This is a genomic window from Vibrio rhizosphaerae (assembly GCF_024347095.1).
Classification (GTDB): domain Bacteria; phylum Pseudomonadota; class Gammaproteobacteria; order Enterobacterales; family Vibrionaceae; genus Vibrio; species Vibrio rhizosphaerae.
This window is the reverse complement of sequence record NZ_AP024903.1, coordinates 1,517,927-1,536,298: the sequence shown is the minus strand read 5'-3', so window position 1 is coordinate 1,536,298 and position 18,372 is coordinate 1,517,927. Positions and strand designations below refer to the sequence as shown.

Sequence of the window (18,372 nt, the reverse complement as noted above, 5' to 3'; positions counted from 1 at the left end):
CATTTCTTTTTAATGGCACGCCCCCCACCCATGCGATGCGTATCTTTTGACCTTAATTTATGGCATTGTATTTGCAGACGATTTACTCACACGACAAAAGCATGACACTCTTAAGGTAGCATTATGCCTTTCATCCGGTTTATGATGTGTTAAAGGGTTGATTGACGGCAGAATTACTGCCATTTTACAGGGATTCTAAATAAGATAGGTTCGGTTATGCGTAAAATTATTAGTGCAACAGTGTTGTTACTAGCCTCTGGTTATACATTTGCAGCGGTAGATCCAAACAGTCCATCGGTGATGAGCAACTTTAGTTATGACTATTATGAAGCTCGGATAGGTATTAGTCCCAATACTTATGGTGCAGGTTTTAGTATGTCAGTTCATCCGAATGCACATGTGATAGGACGAGTCGACTCAAAACTTGAAGGTGATTACGATCTAACAGGTGGCTTAGGCTTCCACGCACCCATTAACAACTGGGCTGATTTCACCGGTGAAATGCTAGTCCGTATGGTTGATCATGATGACTCCCGAGGCAGTGACACTGGTATGGAATTAAATCTGGGGGTTCGCCAGTGGTTAGGCCCGCAGCTTGAAGTCGGTGGTAAGGTGGGGTATCTGAGCCTTGATAACGATGACGATTGGTTGGGTGCTGCTTATGCCCGCTTCCACTCGACCGAGTTATTCTCCGTCGCCGCTGAAGCCCGCTTTAATGACACATATGACGATCAAATCATCTTAAGTGCCCGGTTTAAATATTGATCTGAACCTGTCACCGATCACTAATACAGCCAAGTTAAGTGACTTGGCTGTTCAACACTATCCCTCCTCTATTTCTATCAATGTGCAGCATTCATTCAGCAACTGCTGTTTGCGCTTTTCCGGTATCAGTTTCCAGTGCACTTCTTCGATCGCGCCGACAAATTTCCACAACAACTTGATATCCGTTGTTGTCCCGTATAATTGCCTGACTTTGACAAACGCTTTCAAGGCCCCCAATTGAAAGAATGTCGCGACATCCGGAATCCCGGATTTTTTCAACATTCGTTCAATCGTCAGATGCAGATTGGGTAAATCTCTCAAGCGTCGATTCGATAATGCATATTTTTGCTTTTTCTGAAAAATAGCCAACGCCTTTGAACGACTGATCAGTTCGCCCAAATGCGGATAATTAGCTTGGAATAATTCAGTAATATCATAATAATTTACTTTAGAAATACTTTGTTTTTTAACAAAGACATATTTTGCACAATTTAAAGCATTTAATTTTTCATCTAATACACCACCTCCTCGAATATAAATATGATTTGTGCTAATTAAAGCAAACATTGCATCTTGCCAGAATAGCCCGATATCCCCAAATATTGACTTCGTGTCAAAGTTTTCTCTTTCCAGTAAGTAATCAAAAAATTTTGTTGCTATCATTTACCTAGCCTCAGTAGTCGTTATACGTATAATTCGGGCTGACGCACAGGCGATAACTCGGTGATTCGTAACGGGAACATCCGGGCTATCGCCTTATTGTCGGTTTAAAAGATATAACGAATTGATTTCTAAAATCTCGGCAGGGGTGTGAAATGAGTCCCATCAAAAACAGAGCGATCACGCAGAGATAATAAATATGCGTGTGTATTCTCAATTTGACGGCAAGATCAATATTTTTTATAACGCACCGATAATTCATTGCGGTGCTGTCAGTGCAACGCTAAAATAACGTAAATAGCAACGAATCTGATGAATATGAATCACGTCTCTTTTTTTTGGCTTCCGAGTGATCAACAAGCCTTATTTCAGGCAATTGAAACCGAATTTGCCCAAATGGTTGAATTGTCTATACGAAGCGGAAAGATAGAACTCCCTCCGATCCCTCAGGTTGTGCTGGAAATCCAGAAACTCTGTTTGGATGAAGCGACGACTGTTACGGATGTCGCGGAATGTTTAATCGATGACCCGGGCTTGACTGCGGTTGTATTACGTATTGCAAATTCCGTCATTTTTAATTCAAGAAGTATTGCCTACAGCGATATCAACACGGCGGTATCGAGACTGGGGATATTTCGGGTCAGGGATATTGTGACGGCACAGGCCGTGAAACAGCTCAAATACTCCGTCAATCTTCAGGATGACTGTAATCAAATCCTGCGCCAAAGTGCGACCAACTCAAGAAAGTTATGTGCCACAATGGTGCTGGTTACCAACGAGTTTAAACATTTGGACCCACAAGAATATGCTTATCTGGAGTCAGACAAAGCTTTGCTCGTCGGTCTCTTAGCTGATATCGGGTTATTCTGCTTACTCAATGAATATCACCTCTATCTTGAGCAAGGCAATTACCTTGATCATGATTTAGCCATGCGTATTTTTGAATCGCGCTGTAGCCGGACCAGCTATCATGTTCTCAAGACATGGGGATTCGATCAGGACTTTCTTTCTGTGGCATCCAATCAGGAACCCCCGCACAAACCGAGAGAAGTGTCTTATCTTGATATTGCCAAGATTGCCTACCACTTGTTGCTATTTCGCGAGCAAGACGAAAGCATTGACGCTCATGAGGTAGAAATCAACGCCATTGGTGCTGAAGTCTTATATGAGTTAAGTAACTTATCAGATAACGACTTTAAATCTCAGATTCGTTCGATCATTCATTCATCTGGATTTTGAGTCTTTGATGATTGAGACTGCAAAACGTAATCATTGATAACGCTTGCGGTCCGGGCAACCCCGTCATCAATTAATACGGGACATTCACGACGTTTTCGTTTAGATTGTCCCGCCAAATTAGGCCACGATACGATTTGATAGCTTTATGGTTTTAAAAAGCAAAACAGCGGAAGCCAATTTTGACAGTCTGCTTCGAATTTTTACCGTACCGGAAGGGCCGGGCTCCACGCTGACCCAAATCGAAGAAGAGATTTCTCAAAACCTCAATCAGTTCTTACGAGAGCATATCGTTTCCGAAGAAAAACCGCTAAAAGCAATTGAGCAAGATTTTCTTGCCTCACAGATTCCGGAACAACCGGTATTTGTCTCTGAGCATACCCAACATTTGCTGGACAAAGTGGTCGCCCAATCGGTTCATACGTCGGCCCCCAGTTTTATCGGTCACATGACATCTGCACTACCCTACTTTTTGATGCCGCTGTCAAAGATCATGATCGCTTTGAACCAAAACCTCGTCAAAATTGAAACGTCAAAAGCCTTCACGCCACTTGAACGTCAGGTCATCGGTATGTTGCACCGACTCATTTATACGGACCGTGAAGACTTTTACACCCAGTGGATGCATAGTGCCAATCACTCATTGGGGGCATTCTGCTCAGGTGGCACGATTGCGAACATCACGGCCTTATGGGTCGCCCGGAATAATGCACTGAAGGCTCAGGGTGCATTTCAGGGGGTTGAGAAAGCAGGACTGTTTCAGGCCATGAAACACTATGGCTATGAAGGACTCGCAATTCTGGTCTCAGAACGTGGCCACTATTCATTAAAAAAAGCAGCGGATTTACTGGGAATCGGTCAGCAAGGTTTAGTGGTCATTCCAACGGATGAGCACAATAAAATCAAACCCGATGCCCTCAAAGCAACCATCCGGCGGCTCAAACAACAACGCATTTTACCCTTTGCCGTGGTGGGCGTTGCCGGCACAACAGAAACCGGCAATATCGACCCGCTCGCGGAAATGGCCGCCATCTGTCAGCAGGAACAGTGTCATTTCCATGTCGATGCAGCCTGGGGCGGCGCCACCCTGATGTCACACCAATACCGCCACCTGCTCAACGGTATCGAATGCGCCGATTCGGTCACAATCGATGCCCACAAACAACTTTACTTACCTATGGGTGCAGGCATCGTACTGTTTAAATCACCGGCATCAAGTCATGCGATTGAGCATCATGCCCAATATATTCTCCGGGAAGGGTCTAAAGATTTAGGCAGCCGGACGCTGGAAGGGTCTCGTTCCGGTATGGCCATGCTGGTTTATGCATGTCTGCATATTATCAGTCGTGCCGGTTATGAGTTACTGATTAATGAAAGTATTCAAAAGGCGGCTTATTTTGCTGATCTCATTCGCCAACAGGATGACTTTGAGCTTGTTTCAGAACCTGAGTTGTGTTTGCTGACTTATCGCTATGTCCCCAAACAAGCACGCCTCGCCTTGCAACACAGCAGTGGTGATACACTCGCCCAGCTCAATCAGCAATTGAATGAACTGACTAAGTTTATTCAGAAAAAACAAAGAGAATCAGGAAAATCGTTTGTTTCCCGAACCCAACTGACACCGAAGCGTTGGCACTATCTCAACACGATTGTGTTTCGTGTGGTACTTGCCAACCCGTTAACCACCAAAGATATCTTACATGCAGTGTTAGAAGAGCAGCGGCATATTGCCACACAGGCTCCCTCACTACTGCGTCAAATTGAACACTCAGCAACGGCCATTTTGTCAGATAACATATAAATCGGCATCGGCTGCTTTCGGCAATGCGATCACATCGGATGAAATTTTATTTCTGACTGATGTAAGAAATGAATCATTTTGCCTTGAAGAAAGACGGTTTTTTCAGATTTAACGGTAAAATTGGGGGATCATATGAAATTTAGTTTGAGGCCTGTCATATTCTTATCATCTGATAACCTGAAATGTTACAGAATTACCACTGCATACGTTTATACTCATTTCTCATGCCCACTTCGTGATGAATGTTGAATGCTTTGGGTATCATGATTCGATATCGCCAGTGATCAGGTCGAATTCCTGAAATGTGCCTTTCCCGTGTGAACACTATGAATACATTAGAAAAAATTCAAAAAAATCTGGAAAATTTTAGCAAGTCTGAACGCAAAGTCGCAGAAGTCATCATGGCATCACCGCAAACTGCAATTCATTCCAGTATTGCAACCCTTGCCAAAATGGCTGATGTGAGTGAGCCGACGGTCAACCGCTTCTGTCGTCGTCTAGATACCAAAGGTTTTCCGGACTTTAAACTTCATCTTGCCCAAAGTCTGGCAAACGGGACACCGTATGTGAACCGTAATGTCGAAGAAGATGATGGCCCGGATGCATACACGCATAAAATTTTTGAATCAACGATGGCTTGCCTTGATGTTGCCAAAAACAGCATCGACTCCGCACAAATTAATCGAGCCGTTGATTTGCTGACCCAAGCCAAGAGAATTTCGTTTTTTGGTCTGGGCGCATCGTCTGCCGTCGCGCGTGATGCACAAAATAAGTTCATCCGGTTTAACATCCCGATCTCCTGTTTTGAAGATATTGTCATGCAACGCATGAGCTGTATCAATTGCACGGATAATGATGTTGTCGTCTTGATCTCTCATACCGGCCGGACCAAAAGTCAGGTCGAGATCGCGCATCTGGCGAAACAAAATGGTGCGACGGTCATTGCCATCACCGCCAAAGATTCTCCACTTGATCAGGTCAGTTCTCTCTCCATCTGCCTCGATGTCCCGGAAGATACCGATGTCTATATGCCGATGGCGAGCCGAGTGGTTCAGATGACGGTCATTGACGTGCTTGCAACCGGATTTACATTACGCCGCGGCTCAGGATTCCGGGAAAATCTCAAACGCGTCAAAGATGTATTGAGAGACTCTCGCTACGATAAGTTACCTCAGTTCTGATACTGACTTAAATATCAGTAAATTTTCATCTCATGTGGGCCGTCGCGGCCCACATTTTTTTCAGCGTCATGCCAGCGATTACATCGTTTTAATCTATTAAAACAAGAGGCAGATGTAACTTTATTTCCGCAGTGACTTCAGGCATAGTTACGCCAACAACACATGAAGGAGAAAGTTATGTTTGTAGTGATATTTGGTCGTCCCGGCTGCCCATTCTGTGTTCGGGCAAAAGAACATGCAGAAACATTAAAAGCAAAACGTGACGATTTTAATTTCCGCTACGTTGATATCCAAGCAGAAGGCATCAGCAAAGCTGATTTGGAAAAAACCGTAGGCAAGCCTGTTGAAACTGTCCCGCAAATCTTTATCGACCAGACTCATATCGGCGGCTGTACTGAATTCGAAGCATATGCGAAAGAAAATCTCGGTCTTTTCGACGAGTAATCACGCGCTGGCTAACCTGCCAATAATCTGGCAGGTTTTGCTTTTCTGACGCGCGATCCCCTTGATTCTCTCCCCACTCCCCTGTGCTAAGATGAAAATTCTTATTTGTGCCAAAAAGCCTGAAAAATCCCCTTATTTTTTCGTATATTTCAGATACAATTTACTAGCCATCTTTTTCCACATCCCTGAGTCGAGTTGTGAATATAAACGTTGTTTTGCTGTTAAAAGAAAACCCTATTCTGCTTATTTTTGTTGTTCTGGCGAGTGGTCTGGCGCTGGGAAAAATTCGTTTCGGTAGCCTCCAAGTCGGCAACTCCATTGGTGTTCTCGTCACCTCGCTCCTCATGGGGCACCTCGGATTTTCTCTGAATTCAGAAGCGCTCACCATCGGTTTCATGCTGTTCATTTATTGTGTGGGTATTGAAGCGGGACCTAACTTTTTTGGTATCTTTTTCCGGGATGGAAAACACTACCTGATCTTAAGTCTGACAGTACTCATTATTGCCAACCTGATTACTTATTTCGGCGGCAAAGCCCTGCATCTGGATTACGGTCTGTCCGCCGGGATGATGGCCGGGGCACTGACCTCAACCCCCATTCTTGTCGGGGCTCAGGATGCCCTCGGTTCCGGACTGGCAGAAATTCCCCGCAATATGGAAATGTCCCGCGTGCTGGAGAATGTCTCCGTCGGCTATGCGATTGCCTATCTTATCGGTCTCATCAGTATGATTATGTTTGCCAAACTGCTGCCGAGACTGCAAAAGCAAAACCTCTCAGATTCCGCCCAGCAAATTGCCCGGGAACGCGGCTTAGGGCATAACGGGCAACGGAAAGTCTACTTACCCATCATTCGCGCCTATCGGGTTGGAAAAGAGCTAACAAACTGGATTGATGGTCGGAACCTTCGTGAATTAGGCATCTACCGTCAAACCGGTTGTTATATCGAGCGAATCCGGCGAAATGGCATTCTGGCCCATCCGGATGGTGACGCAATTTTGCAAGAAGGCGATGAAATTGCGCTGGTCGGTTTCCCTGACAGCCATGCACGGCTGGACCCAAGTTTCAGAAACGGTAAAGAGGTCTTTGACCGCAACTTGCTTGACCTGCGAATTTCAGAGGAAGAAATCGTGGTCAAAAGTGACAGCATGGTCGGAAAACGGCTGTCTGACCTGAATCTTTCCGAATATGGCTGTTTTCTCAACCGCGTTGTCCGGGCTCAGATTGAAATGCCAATGGACTCAGATATTGTGCTCACCAAAGGCGATCTCCTTCAGGTCAGTGGCGAAAAAAGCCGGGTACAGGGGCTCGCGGATAAAATCGGTTTCATCTCGATCCACAGTCAAATGGCAGACTTGCTGGCTTTTTGTGCCTTTTTCATTTTTGGGATTACACTGGGCCTGATTACCATGACCTTCGGGCAAGTCTCTTTTGGCCTCGGTAATGCTGTCGGACTGTTGCTCTCCGGGATTACTCTCGGTTTTTTACGGGCCAACCACCCCACCTTTGGTTATGTTCCACAGGGTGCCCTGAATATGACCAAAGATCTCGGGCTGATGATTTTCATGGTCGGGATCGGTCTGAGTGCCGGGGGCAGTATGTTTGAGCACCTGTCAGAAATCGGGATTAAAGTGATTGGTCTGGCTTTTCTGGTCAGTGTCGTGCCCGTATTTTTTGCTTACCTGATCGGCGCCTATATTCTGAAAATGAACCGGGCACTGCTCTTTGGTGCGATTATCGGCGCAAGAACTTGTGCACCGGCAATGGATATCGTCAATGACTATGCGAAATCAACCATTCCTGCACTCGGATATGCGGGCACCTATACCATTGCCAATATTCTGATGACCCTGACCGGAACCGTCATCATTCTGCTGAGCTAAGGAAAGCACAGTCTCGGTCTCGCGGCTCCGTCCGGGACCAAATCGATCCCCCTAATTCTTGGGATATAAAAAAGCGCCATGACGGCGCTTTTTTATATCAGTGTATCTTCATATCAGTGCATTGCACCGGGAGCTGCAGTCCAATCAGATATCAATCACGTCAAATGCAACCGCCGGATTAACATCAGCATCGTAGTCGACCCCATCAAGACCAAAACCAAACAGCTTGAGGAACTCTTCTTTGTAAGCTTCATAATCGGTCAGCTGCTTGAGGTTTTCAGTGGTAATTTGTGGCCACAGCTCACGGCAATGCTGCTGGATATCTTCCCGCAGTTCCCAGTCATCAAGACGCAGACGGTTTTTGTCGTCCACAGCCGGTGCCTGACCATCTGCGCGATACAAACGTTCATTAAACAGACGATAAATCTGTTCCATACAACCTTCATGGACGCCTTCTTCGCGCATCTTTTTAAATACCATCGAGATATAAAGCGGCATCACCGGAATAGCTGAGCTGGCCTGCGTCACAACCGATTTCAACACAGCAACATTGGCAGAACCGTGTTTAGTACTTAATTGCTGATTCAGCGCGGTTGCAGCACGGTCTAAATCCATCTTGGCACGGCCAAGAGCACCATCCCAGTAAATCGGCCAGGTCAACTCGGTTCCGATATAGCTATACGCCACGGTTTTACAACCTTCGGCCAGTACACCAGCCTCGTCCAGCGCATTGATCCACAGTTCCCAGTCTTGTCCGCCCATCACGGTCACAGTATCTTCAATTTCCTGCTCAGTTGCTGGTTCAATGCTGGCTTCAATAATCACATCCCGGTTGGTATCAACAGCTGTTGACGTGTAAGTTTCACCAATCGGTTTCAATGATGAACGCACCAACTCACCACTATCAGGCAGTTTTCTGACCGGGGATGCCAGAGAATAAACAACCAGATCAATCTGTCCCAAGTCTTGCTGAATCAGCTCGATCGCTTTCTGTTTAGCTTCATGAGAGAAGGCATCGCCATTGATGCTTTTCGCATACAGACCGGCTTCATGGGCACATTGATCAAATGCAGCAGCATTATAAAACCCGGCAGTACCTGTTTTTTTCTCGGTTCCCGGCTTTTCAAAGAAAACACCGATAGTTGCTGCACCACCACCGAATGCCGCAGCAATCCGTGATGAAAGTCCATAGCCACTGGAAGACCCGACAACCAGAACGCGCTTCGGCGCATTGTCGATTTTCCCTTGGGCTTGCGTATAAGCGATTTGCTCTTTGACATTCGCTTCACACCCGACCGGATGTGTTGTCGTACAAATAAATCCACGAATTTTAGGTTTGATGATCATATTCAACTTCCTTTAAAAAACCCGGTAAGAATAAAAGTTTCGCCCTGAAATCTCACCCTATTTCTTAAAATTTCCCTGCAAAAAACGAGTGGTTGGATCTCTTTTCACCAAATTCGGCATCCGATACGCCATTATCTCACTGAAAAATTTATCATTTTTTCATTTTCGAACGATATCGCCTAACCGATTCAAAAGAAAAAACTAAAAAATAAGGAACTCTCGGTGCTATCACCAGTCAGAATAAGCAAGATTGACAGAAATGTTGGATGACTTTTTGTCAATACTGCTTTTTCTTGTTAACTCCTATTTATAGCAGCCAGTACCATTTGTACTGGCTTTTTTTTATCTGTTTTTTACCTTGCCTGTTTGCCATGATTGCTGCTTGTGATAGTAACTCACTCCAGCTATGCTTGCGGGCATGAATGTATTCACCCATAGTCCGACGACTGAACACACCTTTAACGGCAAACATTTCTATCTCAAACGGGATGATTTGCTCCATCCTCAATTTTCTGGCAACAAAGCCCGTAAATTAATGACGTTGCTTGATGCCCCACTGCCTCATATTAAGACGCTGATCAGCTATGGCTCGCCGCAAGCCAATTCTCTCTACTCATTTGCAGCGCTGGCCCAGCTCAGAGGCTGGCAGTTTGAATTTTACGTTGACCATATTCCTCAATGGTTGCGTGAACATCCGCAGGGGAACTACAAAGCAGCATTGGCACTGGGTGCAACAATCTATCCGACGGGACAACACCCAACCTTAGCGATGCATCCTCAGGATTACATCCGACACGTTCGTTGCCCTGATGAAAGTTGTCTGGTCTTGCCCGAAGGCGGACGGAGTGATCTGGCTCAACCGGGTATTGCAGCCCTTGGGGATGAGATTATCATTTGGTGCAATCAACACCAGATTCAGCACCCCGTCGTTGCGCTTCCTTCTGGCACCGGTACAACCGCACTTTACTTACATCAGCATCTGGCCGCTCATCAGATTGAAGTCCTGACTTGCGCCTGTGTCGGCGGAGAGTCTTATCTGAAGCAACAGTGGGATATGCTGGCAGCCACCAGCTATCCGACCATTCTGTCTTTGTCGCAGAAGCACCATTTCGGCAAACTGTATCGCGAGGACTACATGCTCTGGCTGAATCTCTGCCGCGAAGCCCAAGTCGAGTTTGATCTACTCTATGACCCGCTGATGTGGCGTTGTCTGCAACAGTGGCTGCCCGCTCACCCGGATACCCCCCTGATCTATATTCATCAGGGAGGGTTACTGGGCAATGTCAGTATGCAGGCCAGATACCAGCGTAAATATGCGGATCTCCCCCCGCCTCACCGATTGCGTTAACCAATAACGAGTTTGGTCTCCGGATAACGTAAACGGTGTGTTCTGGGACTGGCAAGAAAATAAGCGATGGTCAGCGGCCCTAACCGGCCAATGAACATCATCAGCATGATGATCACCTCTCCCGTTTCAGACAACGATGCCGTCAATCCCCGCGAAAGCCCGACCGTTCCCAAAGCCGAAATCGCTTCAAAAATAATATCGATCATCGGGGCATGTTCACTCAGCAGTAAGCCGAATATCGCCATCCAGCTCACCCCAATAGAAATCACGGTCAGTGCCAGAGCTTTATTAATCGTTTCTGTGGGAATTTCTCGTTTAAACACCTGAATTGCGGCATCTCGGCGCAAATAACCATAGGTCGCCAGAATCAGCACAATGAATGTCACCACTTTAATGCCACTGGCAGTACTCATCGATCCGCCGCCGATAAACATCAGCACCAGCATCACTGATGTAGTGGCATCTTTCAGCTGATCGATCGCCAGCGTATTGAACCCGGCCGTTCTTGGTGTGACCGCCTGAAACCATGAGGCCAGCAACTTTCCGCCCTCACTCAGGGGGCCCAGCGTATGAGGATTATCGTATTCAATACAATAAATCAGAATCACCGCCACCGCGTTAATGATAATCGTGCCTGAAATCATCAACTTGCTGTACGGTGTCAACAGCACCCAGCGGCGATTACGGATCAAGTCCAGCCAGACAGAAAATCCCAGCCCTCCGATGATAAATAACCCGGTAATGGTCAGATTCACAACCGGATCCGAGACATACGGCATCAGGCTGCGGCTGTCGAGTGCAAACCCGGCATTGTTAAACGCACTGATGGTATAAAAAAAGCCGTGAAATAAACTGGTTTTCCACCCCAGTTCCGGTAACCAGTACAGCGATAGAATCACCATACCGATCGATTCAACGATCAAAGAAAAATATAAAACGGACTTTGCCGTCGAGACTAATGTCGATGCATCGGTCTGATTGAAGGCTTCTCTGATAACCGTCCGCTGCAAGAAATTAATTTTGCCACCCAATGCGATTAATGTGACCACTGCGAACGTCATCAACCCTAACCCGCCAAACTGAATCAAGATGGCAATAACCACCTGACCAAAGACGGTAAATGCTGTGCCGGTATCCACCACAGAGAGTCCGGTCACCGTCACGGCAGACGTCGCAGTAAACAGGCTTTGTGCCCAACTGATTGGCGTCACCGTCGCCCACGGCAATTTCAGTAAGCACATGCCGACTAAAATCAGCAGCAAGAAACTGGCACATAAGACAATCGGTGGCGCAGCTGCAATTTTTCGTCCTGCTTTGGTCTTTCTGACGATAGGCGCGGTAGACGGATGCCATGCTGCCATCTCACACCAACCTTGGCGCAATCTGTTCCAACGCTTCTCGTGTACCACACAACAAAAAGGTATCGTTTTCCTGTAACAGAAAATCATTGGTCAGCCGGGTAAACGTCTCCCGGCCACGCTTGACCAAAATCGCATCCACCACCCCTTCTGCTTTATCCAGCAAGGACGAAATCGGCTGGTGATGTAACACCGACGTCACCTCAATATCCACCACATATAAACCATGGCCGATCGACAGATAATTATTCACCATCGGATAATTCAACGCTTGAGCAATCCGCACGCCCATCTCTTCTTCGGGGTGAATAATTCTCGCCACGCCCAGTTTCGACACAATGGTATGATGCGCTTTCGAGCTGGCTTTCACCCAAATCTCTTTAACCCCTAAATTCTTTAACGCCAGAATACAGAGCAAACTCGATTCCAGATCTTCACCAATTGCAACCAGCACGGCATTACTCGCGGCCAGCTCCAGCTCTCTGAGTGCATGTTCATCAGTCACATCACAAATGATCGATTGTGTCAGATCTTCAACATATAGCTCCGCGATTTTCGGATTGCGATCCACGCCGGTCACGGTATGCCCGAGATGGATCAACTCCAGACTGGCTGCAACGCCAAACCGTCCTAAACCGATCACCGTAAAATGTGCCATACTTTTTACCTCTTCCTCAGGTTACCCTGTCTCTGCCGTTACTTACCGAGATATCGACCCGGTGCATTCTTCAGGAAATCCTCTCAGACTATTCCTGTTGGAGCAGCACCCGTTTGGAATGCTCGAGTGCCGGACTCAGCTGATCAATAAATTTTTCGTGTTCTGCTCGAATGAAGAACACCTCTAGATTCTCCTGTTGTGCGACCTGATAGCCCACTTTCGGCCCCAGACATAACATTGCCGTTGCCCAGGCGTCACTTTCTGCGGGGTTATGACCGAACACAGATGCAGACACCAAATCGTGCGTCACCGAAGCGCCGGTCCGGGGATCAAGAATGTGAGAATATGAATGACCATCGGCATCAAAAGAGCGGCGGTAAGTTCCGGATGTATCCAGCGTCACACCTTGTTCATCCTGAATGGTGACAATCTTATAAGGCTCAATATCATCATCTTTATGGACCGGGCGTTCAATCGCAATCCGCCACTTCGAACCATCGGGCTTGTGCCCTTTGATTTTCATGTCTCCGCCAAATTCGACCAGATAATTGACAATGCCGTGAGATTCCAAGATCGCACTGAGCTTACCAATCGTATAACCTTCCCCCATGGACGAGAAATCGAGCTGTACCTGCGGTAAAGTTTTACGAATGCGTTTGCCCTGTTCATCTACCTGAATTTTATTCAGCCCCAGCTCAGCTTTGACCGCAGCAATTTGCTGGCTATCCGGCACTTTGAAATCACTTTTCCGAAACCCCCACAAATTAAACAGCGGTCCGACGGTCGGGTCATAGCAACCCTGAGTTTTCTCATTCACCCGGCGTGCAATTTTCAAGAGTTCGATGAAGTCATCCGAGGCGGGTTGCCATTCGGTCGAATGGCTCTGGTTAAACAGTGAAATGTAAGAATCATCACGATAAGTCGATAACTCTTTATCAATCTGTGCCAGACGTTGATCAAACAGCGGACGAATGTCATCGGCCGAAACTCCCGCTTCAGACCACCAACTGATATGATAAGTTGTTCCCTGCGCATACCCGTCCAACTTTTCTAATGTCGGCATCCGACTACATGCGGTCATCATGACAAGGAATAATAGCGCAATCACGCAACGAAAACGGTTCAATAACATTCTTTGGGTAAACATAAAGCAACCTGATTGATAAAAAAACTGGCCAAAGTTTAACGGCAGGCAGAAAAGATTACTATACCCAAAGTCTCGGCAATACGCGCCAAAAACATTGACTTCACAGCCCAAACAGATTCGGCAACCTACAATTCTGAAGCCGTCATGCACCGGGACAGACAAACAAGACCACAACAAATGCAGCCCGTTTCACGACACCTGACTAGACAAGATGACTTGGTTTAGTAAGAATGTTGCTGATAAAAATGCAACCTACTCAATATGAGCGGTCTGGAAAAGAGAATAAACCGCTCACACCGGATAACAAATTACATGCAATTATTTCAACACTTGGGATGGTTCTTTCGCCGCTATTGGTTTACTTACACATTAGCGTTGCTCATGCTCGTCATTGTCGCGCTGATCAATATGGCCATTCCATGGTTTATCGGTCAAACCGTTGACCATCTGCTTGCCACCCGGAGCATGACACAAGCAAAGTACCAGTTACTCGGCCTGTTGCTCGCGAGCCTTATCGTCTACCTGCTTCGTTACGGCTGGCGACGGATGCTATTCGGCACCTCCTATAAGCTGGGTAATCTCCTGCGTCAGCAGTTTTATCAACGTCTGACCCGGCAAGGACAGGCCTTCTACAATCACCACTCAACCGGGGATTTGATGGCGCGAGCCACCAATGATATTGATGCGGTTGAAATTGCCGCCGGTGAAGGGATTCTATCGGGCTTTGACGGGCTGCTGACCTTTATACTGGTCCTTGTGATGATGTTTGTCTTTATCGACTGGCGACTCGCCGCCTTAGCGATCCTCCCCTTTCCGTTGATGGGCTTCGGCTTTTATCGTCTGTCCAGCAAGATTCATCACCAGTTCAAAACGACTCTTGATCGGTTTTCCTCGTTGAATGAGCAGACACAACAAGCCATGACGGGCATTCGCATGATTAAATCGATGGGCAGAGAGTCGATTGAAGCCAAACAGTTTGATCAGATTGCAGAACAGGCCGCCAGCAGTACCTACCAAGTCCAGCGTTCAGAAGCCTTGTTTGATCCCATCATTCAACTGAGTCTCGGTGCAGCTTTGCTGATTGTCTTACTCGCCGGAGGCTGGCAAATTCACGCAGGTCAGTTAACGATCGGGCAATTAACCAGCTTCACGCTGTATTTATCGGAGTTGATCTGGCCCATGTTTGCCTTCGGTTGGCTCATGAATATTTTGCAACGCGGCAACGCAGCCATCGGACGTCTCAATGAATTACTCACCTTACCCGATACCATTGAAGACCACGGTCAGTTCACCCCCAAAGGTTATCGTGTGACGGTCAGTCATCTGACGTTTCATTATCCGGAGACGGCTCAGCCTAGCCTGAAAAATGTTTCGTTTCGTTTAAAAGAAAACCGCGTTTTCGGCATTGTCGGTGCCACCGGTGCGGGCAAATCAACCCTGCTCCAGCTTTTAATGCGCTATTGGGAATCCGGTGAAGGCGCCATCCAAGTCGGTGGCACCCCTATCCGCCAGATTCCGTTGTCCCAACTGCGGGCACTTTATGCGTATGTGCCTCAGGATGCGTTTCTGTTCAGTGCCACGATTATGGAAAACATCCGTATGGGACGCCCGGATGCTACCGATGAAGCCGTCTATCAGGCAGCCCAATTGGCTGCAATTGACGCGGACATCCGCCAATTCCCCGACGGCTATCAGACCACTGTCGGAGAGCGAGGCGTGACACTATCCGGAGGGCAACGCCAACGGATTTCCATTGCCCGGGCGTTAATCAGTAATGCGCCGATCCTCATTCTCGATGATGCGCTCTCGGCCGTTGATATCCGGACGGAAAAAATCATCATTCAGCATCTGCGACAACGCAAAGCTCAGACTCTCATTATCGTCAGTCACCGTCTGTCAGCCGTTGAACACGCGGAAGAGATTCTGGTGATGGCGCACGGTGAAGTGATTGAAAGAGGGAAACATCAGCAATTAATCGCCGGTGATGGCTGGTATTCAAGAATGGCTGCCTATCAACAGATGGAACAGGCGATGGAGAGTGTATCCGCATGAGTCTCAAAAATTCTAAGCAGGAGAATCAACACACGGGCTCGCTACGCATGTTGATGAGTTACGTCTTTGCAGATAAAGCGCTATTGATTAAAACCTTGATTCTGGTTGTGATCGCAACAGGATTTGAGGTGTTAGGCCCGCTATTAAGTAAAGTGTTTATCGATGATTTTATTGTGCCGGATCATTATCCATTCTGGCCCATTGTCGGCATTATCAGTTTGTTTATTCTGTCAACGGTCGTGGGGACTTACCTCAAATACCGGCAAACACTGCGTTTTCTGGATATGGCCCTGTATGCGGTGCTGGATATTCGCAAACGTGTGTTCAAGCACGTTCTGTCTTTGCCCATGTCCTATTTTGACTATGCCCGCACCGGACAACTGGTGAGCCGGATTACCAATGATACCGAATCAATCAAAGATATTTACGTACAGTTTTTATCCAATGTACTGACCAATATTATTCTGCTGATTGGCATCCTGATTGCGATGGCGATTTTAGATATTCAATTGATGCTGGTCGCCCTCTTACTGCTGCCGACCGTTATCGGACTCATCTATTTGTATCAACGCTTTAGTGTCAAAAATGTCACCGACAGCCGTCGTTTTCGCTCCGACATTAACGCGACAATGAACGAATCCATCAGCGGCATGACCGTGATTCAAGCGACCAACCAACAGCAGGCGAAACTGTCGCAGTTTGATCAAATCAATGCGCATTATTACGATACCCGCCTGAAAACGGTCACGATTTCATCCTTGTTGCTCCGTCCGGCAATCAACTTATTTAGTATTATTGTCCTGGGAAGTGTGGTGTGGTTTTTTGGTCTGCAAGTGGTTCAGGGGGTCGCTGAAGTCGGGGTGCTGTACGCTTACCTCAACTATTTGGGACGATTCTCAGAGCCGTTAATCGAAATCACCCAACGCTTCGGCTTGTATCAACAAGCCATTGTCGCCGGTAACCGCGTCTATGAACTGCTACAGGAATCATCAGCTACCGCCGAGAAAGGCACCTGTACCCGGATTGATGCCGGACATCTGGCGATTAAAAACTTAAATTTTGCTTATCAGAGTGATCATCCGGTTTTGCAGGATATCAATGCCGAAATCAGCGCCGGACAATTTTTTGCCATCGTCGGACACACCGGCAGCGGCAAAAGTACCTTCATGAGTCTGTTACTCAATTTTTATCAGCCGCAGTCCGGCACGATCTGTATTGACGGGCATCCCCTCAATGATTTTAGTCATGACGCCTTACGTCAGGGGGTCAGTTTTATTCCTCAGGATCCGTTTATTCTCGCCACAACGATCTTCGATAACATCGACATGGGGCGACACTTAAGCGAGGCCGCGGTACATCTGGCGGCACGCAAGGCCCATTTGCATGATGTGATTATGGCGATGAAGGACGGGTATCAGACCCAGCTCGGTGAGGGTGGCTTGCGGCTCTCAACCGGACAGCGTCAACAACTGATTATCGCCCGTGCTCTGGCCGGTTCACCCAAAGTGCTGTTACTCGATGAAGCCACAGCGAATGTCGATAGTGAAACCGAGCAGGTTGTCCAGCGAGCACTGAACGATCTGCAAGGTCAGGTGACGCTGATTGTGGTGGCTCATCGCCTGTCCACCATTCGCCATGCCGATCAGATTTTGGTTCTGGAACATGGCCACCTTATCGAACAAGGCGATCATCACCAGTTGATGACGCTCCCACAAGGCCGGTATCGCGCTATGTATCAGCTACAGCAGCAGGAAAAGCGGGTGGCACAGGCGGCTGAGTGACAACGTCACTCAAATTAGTTCTTGTGGCATCATCCACCAATCCCTCCCTCCCAATGAGAGCCCGACGGCTCTCATTTTTGATCATGCATCGCGCCGCTTTTCAGGAGTGGCAACAACGTCCTTTGCCATGCCGCCGTGGCTGATGTCCTGCACTTTCGTGAGTTGCACATTCACCCGGCTCACCGGTCTCACAGCACCGATGGCCCTGACAATGAGTCTGCACAAGATCATGGTGTTCATGTTGATGATGCCCGCAACAACCGCCTTGTTGTTGCTTGGTTTGATAATTGACCGACTGACGTCCCTGTTTTGTATCCGTGAGCGGAATCCATTCATCCGCTGCCTGAATCAGGTGCCGTAGCTCCTGACGACCCGTCTGCGTTTGAAAGACGGCAAATTGATTGTCGAGTAATCGGCTCAGCATCCGCTGACCAATCTGACGGACAATCACCCGCTCTACCCGCTCACTCTGGAGCAATGCCAGTAATGCAGACTTCCCAGCACAACCGGCAGCCTGTGCGGGATTTGGTTGACGTCCCACAATCTCACCTGACTCATCCGTAAAAATAAAATGGTCGGCTTTGGTAAAATGGTTGGCAATACGCTCTTCTTTAACTGGAATCGCAATAATCATCAGAAATTACTCCTGTGCTGAATGTTGAGCAAACCCAACCGATCAATGGGCTGAGTCAACATAAATCATGAACGAAATAA

At 47.4% G+C, this 18,372-nt stretch carries 15 protein-coding genes; 9 read left to right on the top strand and 6 right to left on the bottom strand.

Annotated features, from left to right (window positions below):
- Positions 1–216 precede the first annotated feature (216 nt).
- Positions 217–765 (top strand): hypothetical protein, encoded by a 549-nt coding sequence (locus tag OCV37_RS06555; protein WP_038178318.1) that lies wholly within the window; start codon positions 217–219, stop codon positions 763–765.
- 57 nt (positions 766–822) lie between these two features.
- On the opposite strand, the gene OCV37_RS06550 is transcribed toward OCV37_RS06555, so the two are convergent.
- Positions 823–1,428, bottom strand: a complete 606-nt coding sequence (locus OCV37_RS06550; protein WP_038178317.1) for a TfoX/Sxy family DNA transformation protein — start codon at positions 1,426–1,428, stop codon at positions 823–825.
- A 315-nt stretch (positions 1,429–1,743) separates the two neighbouring features.
- Here OCV37_RS06550 and OCV37_RS06545 point away from each other — a divergent pair, with 315 nt between their 5' ends.
- From OCV37_RS06545 to OCV37_RS06525, 5 genes are all read left to right on the top strand, one after another.
- A complete protein-coding gene (locus tag OCV37_RS06545; RefSeq protein ID WP_038178442.1) occupies positions 1,744–2,664 on the top strand; it encodes an HDOD domain-containing protein in 921 nt (306 codons plus the stop codon).
- A gap of 145 nt (positions 2,665–2,809) precedes the next feature.
- Positions 2,810–4,462 (top strand): pyridoxal-dependent aspartate 1-decarboxylase PanP, encoded by a 1,653-nt coding sequence (panP, locus tag OCV37_RS06540; RefSeq protein WP_038178316.1) that lies wholly within the window; start codon positions 2,810–2,812, stop codon positions 4,460–4,462.
- A gap of 326 nt (positions 4,463–4,788) precedes the next feature.
- Positions 4,789–5,643, top strand: coding sequence for a MurR/RpiR family transcriptional regulator (locus tag OCV37_RS06535; protein WP_038178315.1), 855 nt, complete (start codon positions 4,789–4,791; stop codon positions 5,641–5,643).
- 177 nt (positions 5,644–5,820) lie between these two features.
- Positions 5,821–6,087 (top strand): GrxA family glutaredoxin, encoded by a 267-nt coding sequence (locus OCV37_RS06530; RefSeq protein ID WP_038178314.1) that lies wholly within the window; start codon positions 5,821–5,823, stop codon positions 6,085–6,087.
- 197 nt (positions 6,088–6,284) lie between these two features.
- Complete coding sequence (locus OCV37_RS06525) at positions 6,285–7,967, top strand: aspartate:alanine antiporter (protein ID WP_038178313.1); 1,683 nt, start codon at positions 6,285–6,287, stop codon at positions 7,965–7,967.
- Positions 7,968–8,111: 144 nt separating this feature from the next.
- On the opposite strand, the gene fabV is transcribed toward OCV37_RS06525, so the two are convergent.
- Positions 8,112–9,314, bottom strand: coding sequence for an enoyl-ACP reductase FabV (gene fabV / locus OCV37_RS06520; RefSeq protein WP_038178312.1), 1,203 nt, complete (start codon positions 9,312–9,314; stop codon positions 8,112–8,114).
- A gap of 418 nt (positions 9,315–9,732) precedes the next feature.
- Here fabV and OCV37_RS06515 point away from each other — a divergent pair, with 418 nt between their 5' ends.
- On the top strand, positions 9,733–10,662 hold the full coding sequence (locus OCV37_RS06515; RefSeq protein WP_038178441.1) for a 1-aminocyclopropane-1-carboxylate deaminase/D-cysteine desulfhydrase: 930 nt from the start codon (positions 9,733–9,735) through the stop codon (positions 10,660–10,662).
- On the opposite strand, the gene OCV37_RS06510 is transcribed toward OCV37_RS06515, so the two are convergent.
- The 3 genes from OCV37_RS06510 to OCV37_RS06500 all read right to left on the bottom strand — a co-directional run bounded on the left by OCV37_RS06510 (position 10,659) and on the right by OCV37_RS06500 (position 13,825).
- On the bottom strand, positions 10,659–12,023 hold the full coding sequence (locus OCV37_RS06510) for a TrkH family potassium uptake protein (RefSeq protein ID WP_038178311.1): 1,365 nt from the start codon (positions 12,021–12,023) through the stop codon (positions 10,659–10,661). The genes OCV37_RS06515 and OCV37_RS06510 overlap by 4 nt on opposite strands.
- A 1-nt stretch (position 12,024) precedes the next feature.
- Positions 12,025–12,678, bottom strand: a complete 654-nt coding sequence (locus tag OCV37_RS06505) for a potassium channel family protein (protein WP_038178310.1) — start codon at positions 12,676–12,678, stop codon at positions 12,025–12,027.
- Between the two features lie 88 nt (positions 12,679–12,766).
- On the bottom strand, positions 12,767–13,825 hold the full coding sequence (locus OCV37_RS06500; RefSeq protein WP_038178309.1) for an FAD:protein FMN transferase: 1,059 nt from the start codon (positions 13,823–13,825) through the stop codon (positions 12,767–12,769).
- Between the two features lie 312 nt (positions 13,826–14,137).
- On the opposite strand from OCV37_RS06500, the gene OCV37_RS06495 reads away from it, so the two are divergent.
- The gene (locus OCV37_RS06495; protein WP_038178308.1) at positions 14,138–15,877 is read left to right on the top strand and encodes an ABC transporter ATP-binding protein; all 1,740 of its coding nucleotides are present in this window, start codon (positions 14,138–14,140) and stop codon (positions 15,875–15,877) included.
- Entirely contained in the window at positions 15,874–17,658 is a 1,785-nt protein-coding gene (locus OCV37_RS06490) for an ABC transporter ATP-binding protein (RefSeq protein WP_038178307.1), read from the top strand. The genes OCV37_RS06495 and OCV37_RS06490 overlap by 4 nt, the downstream gene beginning before the upstream one ends.
- Positions 17,659–17,758: 100 nt before the next feature.
- Here the strand turns inward: OCV37_RS06490 and OCV37_RS06485 are convergent, their stop codons facing one another.
- A complete protein-coding gene (locus OCV37_RS06485; protein WP_051680291.1) occupies positions 17,759–18,292 on the bottom strand; it encodes a NifB/NifX family molybdenum-iron cluster-binding protein in 534 nt (177 codons plus the stop codon).
- Positions 18,293–18,372: the final 80 nt, after the last annotated feature.

What these genes read in the sequence shown, in the direction of transcription:
- OCV37_RS06510 (WP_038178311.1), bottom strand. Translation starts at nt 12,023, where the DNA reads ATGGCAGCATGGCATCCGTCTACCGCGCCTATCGTCAGAAAGACCAAA.
- OCV37_RS06535 (WP_038178315.1), top strand. Translation starts at nt 4,789, where the DNA reads ATGAATACATTAGAAAAAATTCAAAAAAATCTGGAAAATTTTAGCAAG.
- OCV37_RS06500 (WP_038178309.1), bottom strand. Translation starts at nt 13,825, where the DNA reads ATGTTTACCCAAAGAATGTTATTGAACCGTTTTCGTTGCGTGATTGCG.
- OCV37_RS06555 (WP_038178318.1), top strand. Translation starts at nt 217, where the DNA reads ATGCGTAAAATTATTAGTGCAACAGTGTTGTTACTAGCCTCTGGTTAT.
- OCV37_RS06495 (WP_038178308.1), top strand. Translation starts at nt 14,138, where the DNA reads ATGCAATTATTTCAACACTTGGGATGGTTCTTTCGCCGCTATTGGTTT.
- fabV (WP_038178312.1), bottom strand. Translation starts at nt 9,314, where the DNA reads ATGATCATCAAACCTAAAATTCGTGGATTTATTTGTACGACAACACAT.
- OCV37_RS06530 (WP_038178314.1), top strand. Translation starts at nt 5,821, where the DNA reads ATGTTTGTAGTGATATTTGGTCGTCCCGGCTGCCCATTCTGTGTTCGG.
- OCV37_RS06550 (WP_038178317.1), bottom strand. Translation starts at nt 1,428, where the DNA reads ATGATAGCAACAAAATTTTTTGATTACTTACTGGAAAGAGAAAACTTT.
- OCV37_RS06545 (WP_038178442.1), top strand. Translation starts at nt 1,744, where the DNA reads ATGAATCACGTCTCTTTTTTTTGGCTTCCGAGTGATCAACAAGCCTTA.
- OCV37_RS06515 (WP_038178441.1), top strand. Translation starts at nt 9,733, where the DNA reads ATGAATGTATTCACCCATAGTCCGACGACTGAACACACCTTTAACGGC.
- OCV37_RS06490 (WP_038178307.1), top strand. Translation starts at nt 15,874, where the DNA reads ATGAGTCTCAAAAATTCTAAGCAGGAGAATCAACACACGGGCTCGCTA.
- panP (WP_038178316.1), top strand. Translation starts at nt 2,810, where the DNA reads ATGGTTTTAAAAAGCAAAACAGCGGAAGCCAATTTTGACAGTCTGCTT.
- OCV37_RS06485 (WP_051680291.1), bottom strand. Translation starts at nt 18,292, where the DNA reads ATGATTATTGCGATTCCAGTTAAAGAAGAGCGTATTGCCAACCATTTT.
- OCV37_RS06505 (WP_038178310.1), bottom strand. Translation starts at nt 12,678, where the DNA reads ATGGCACATTTTACGGTGATCGGTTTAGGACGGTTTGGCGTTGCAGCC.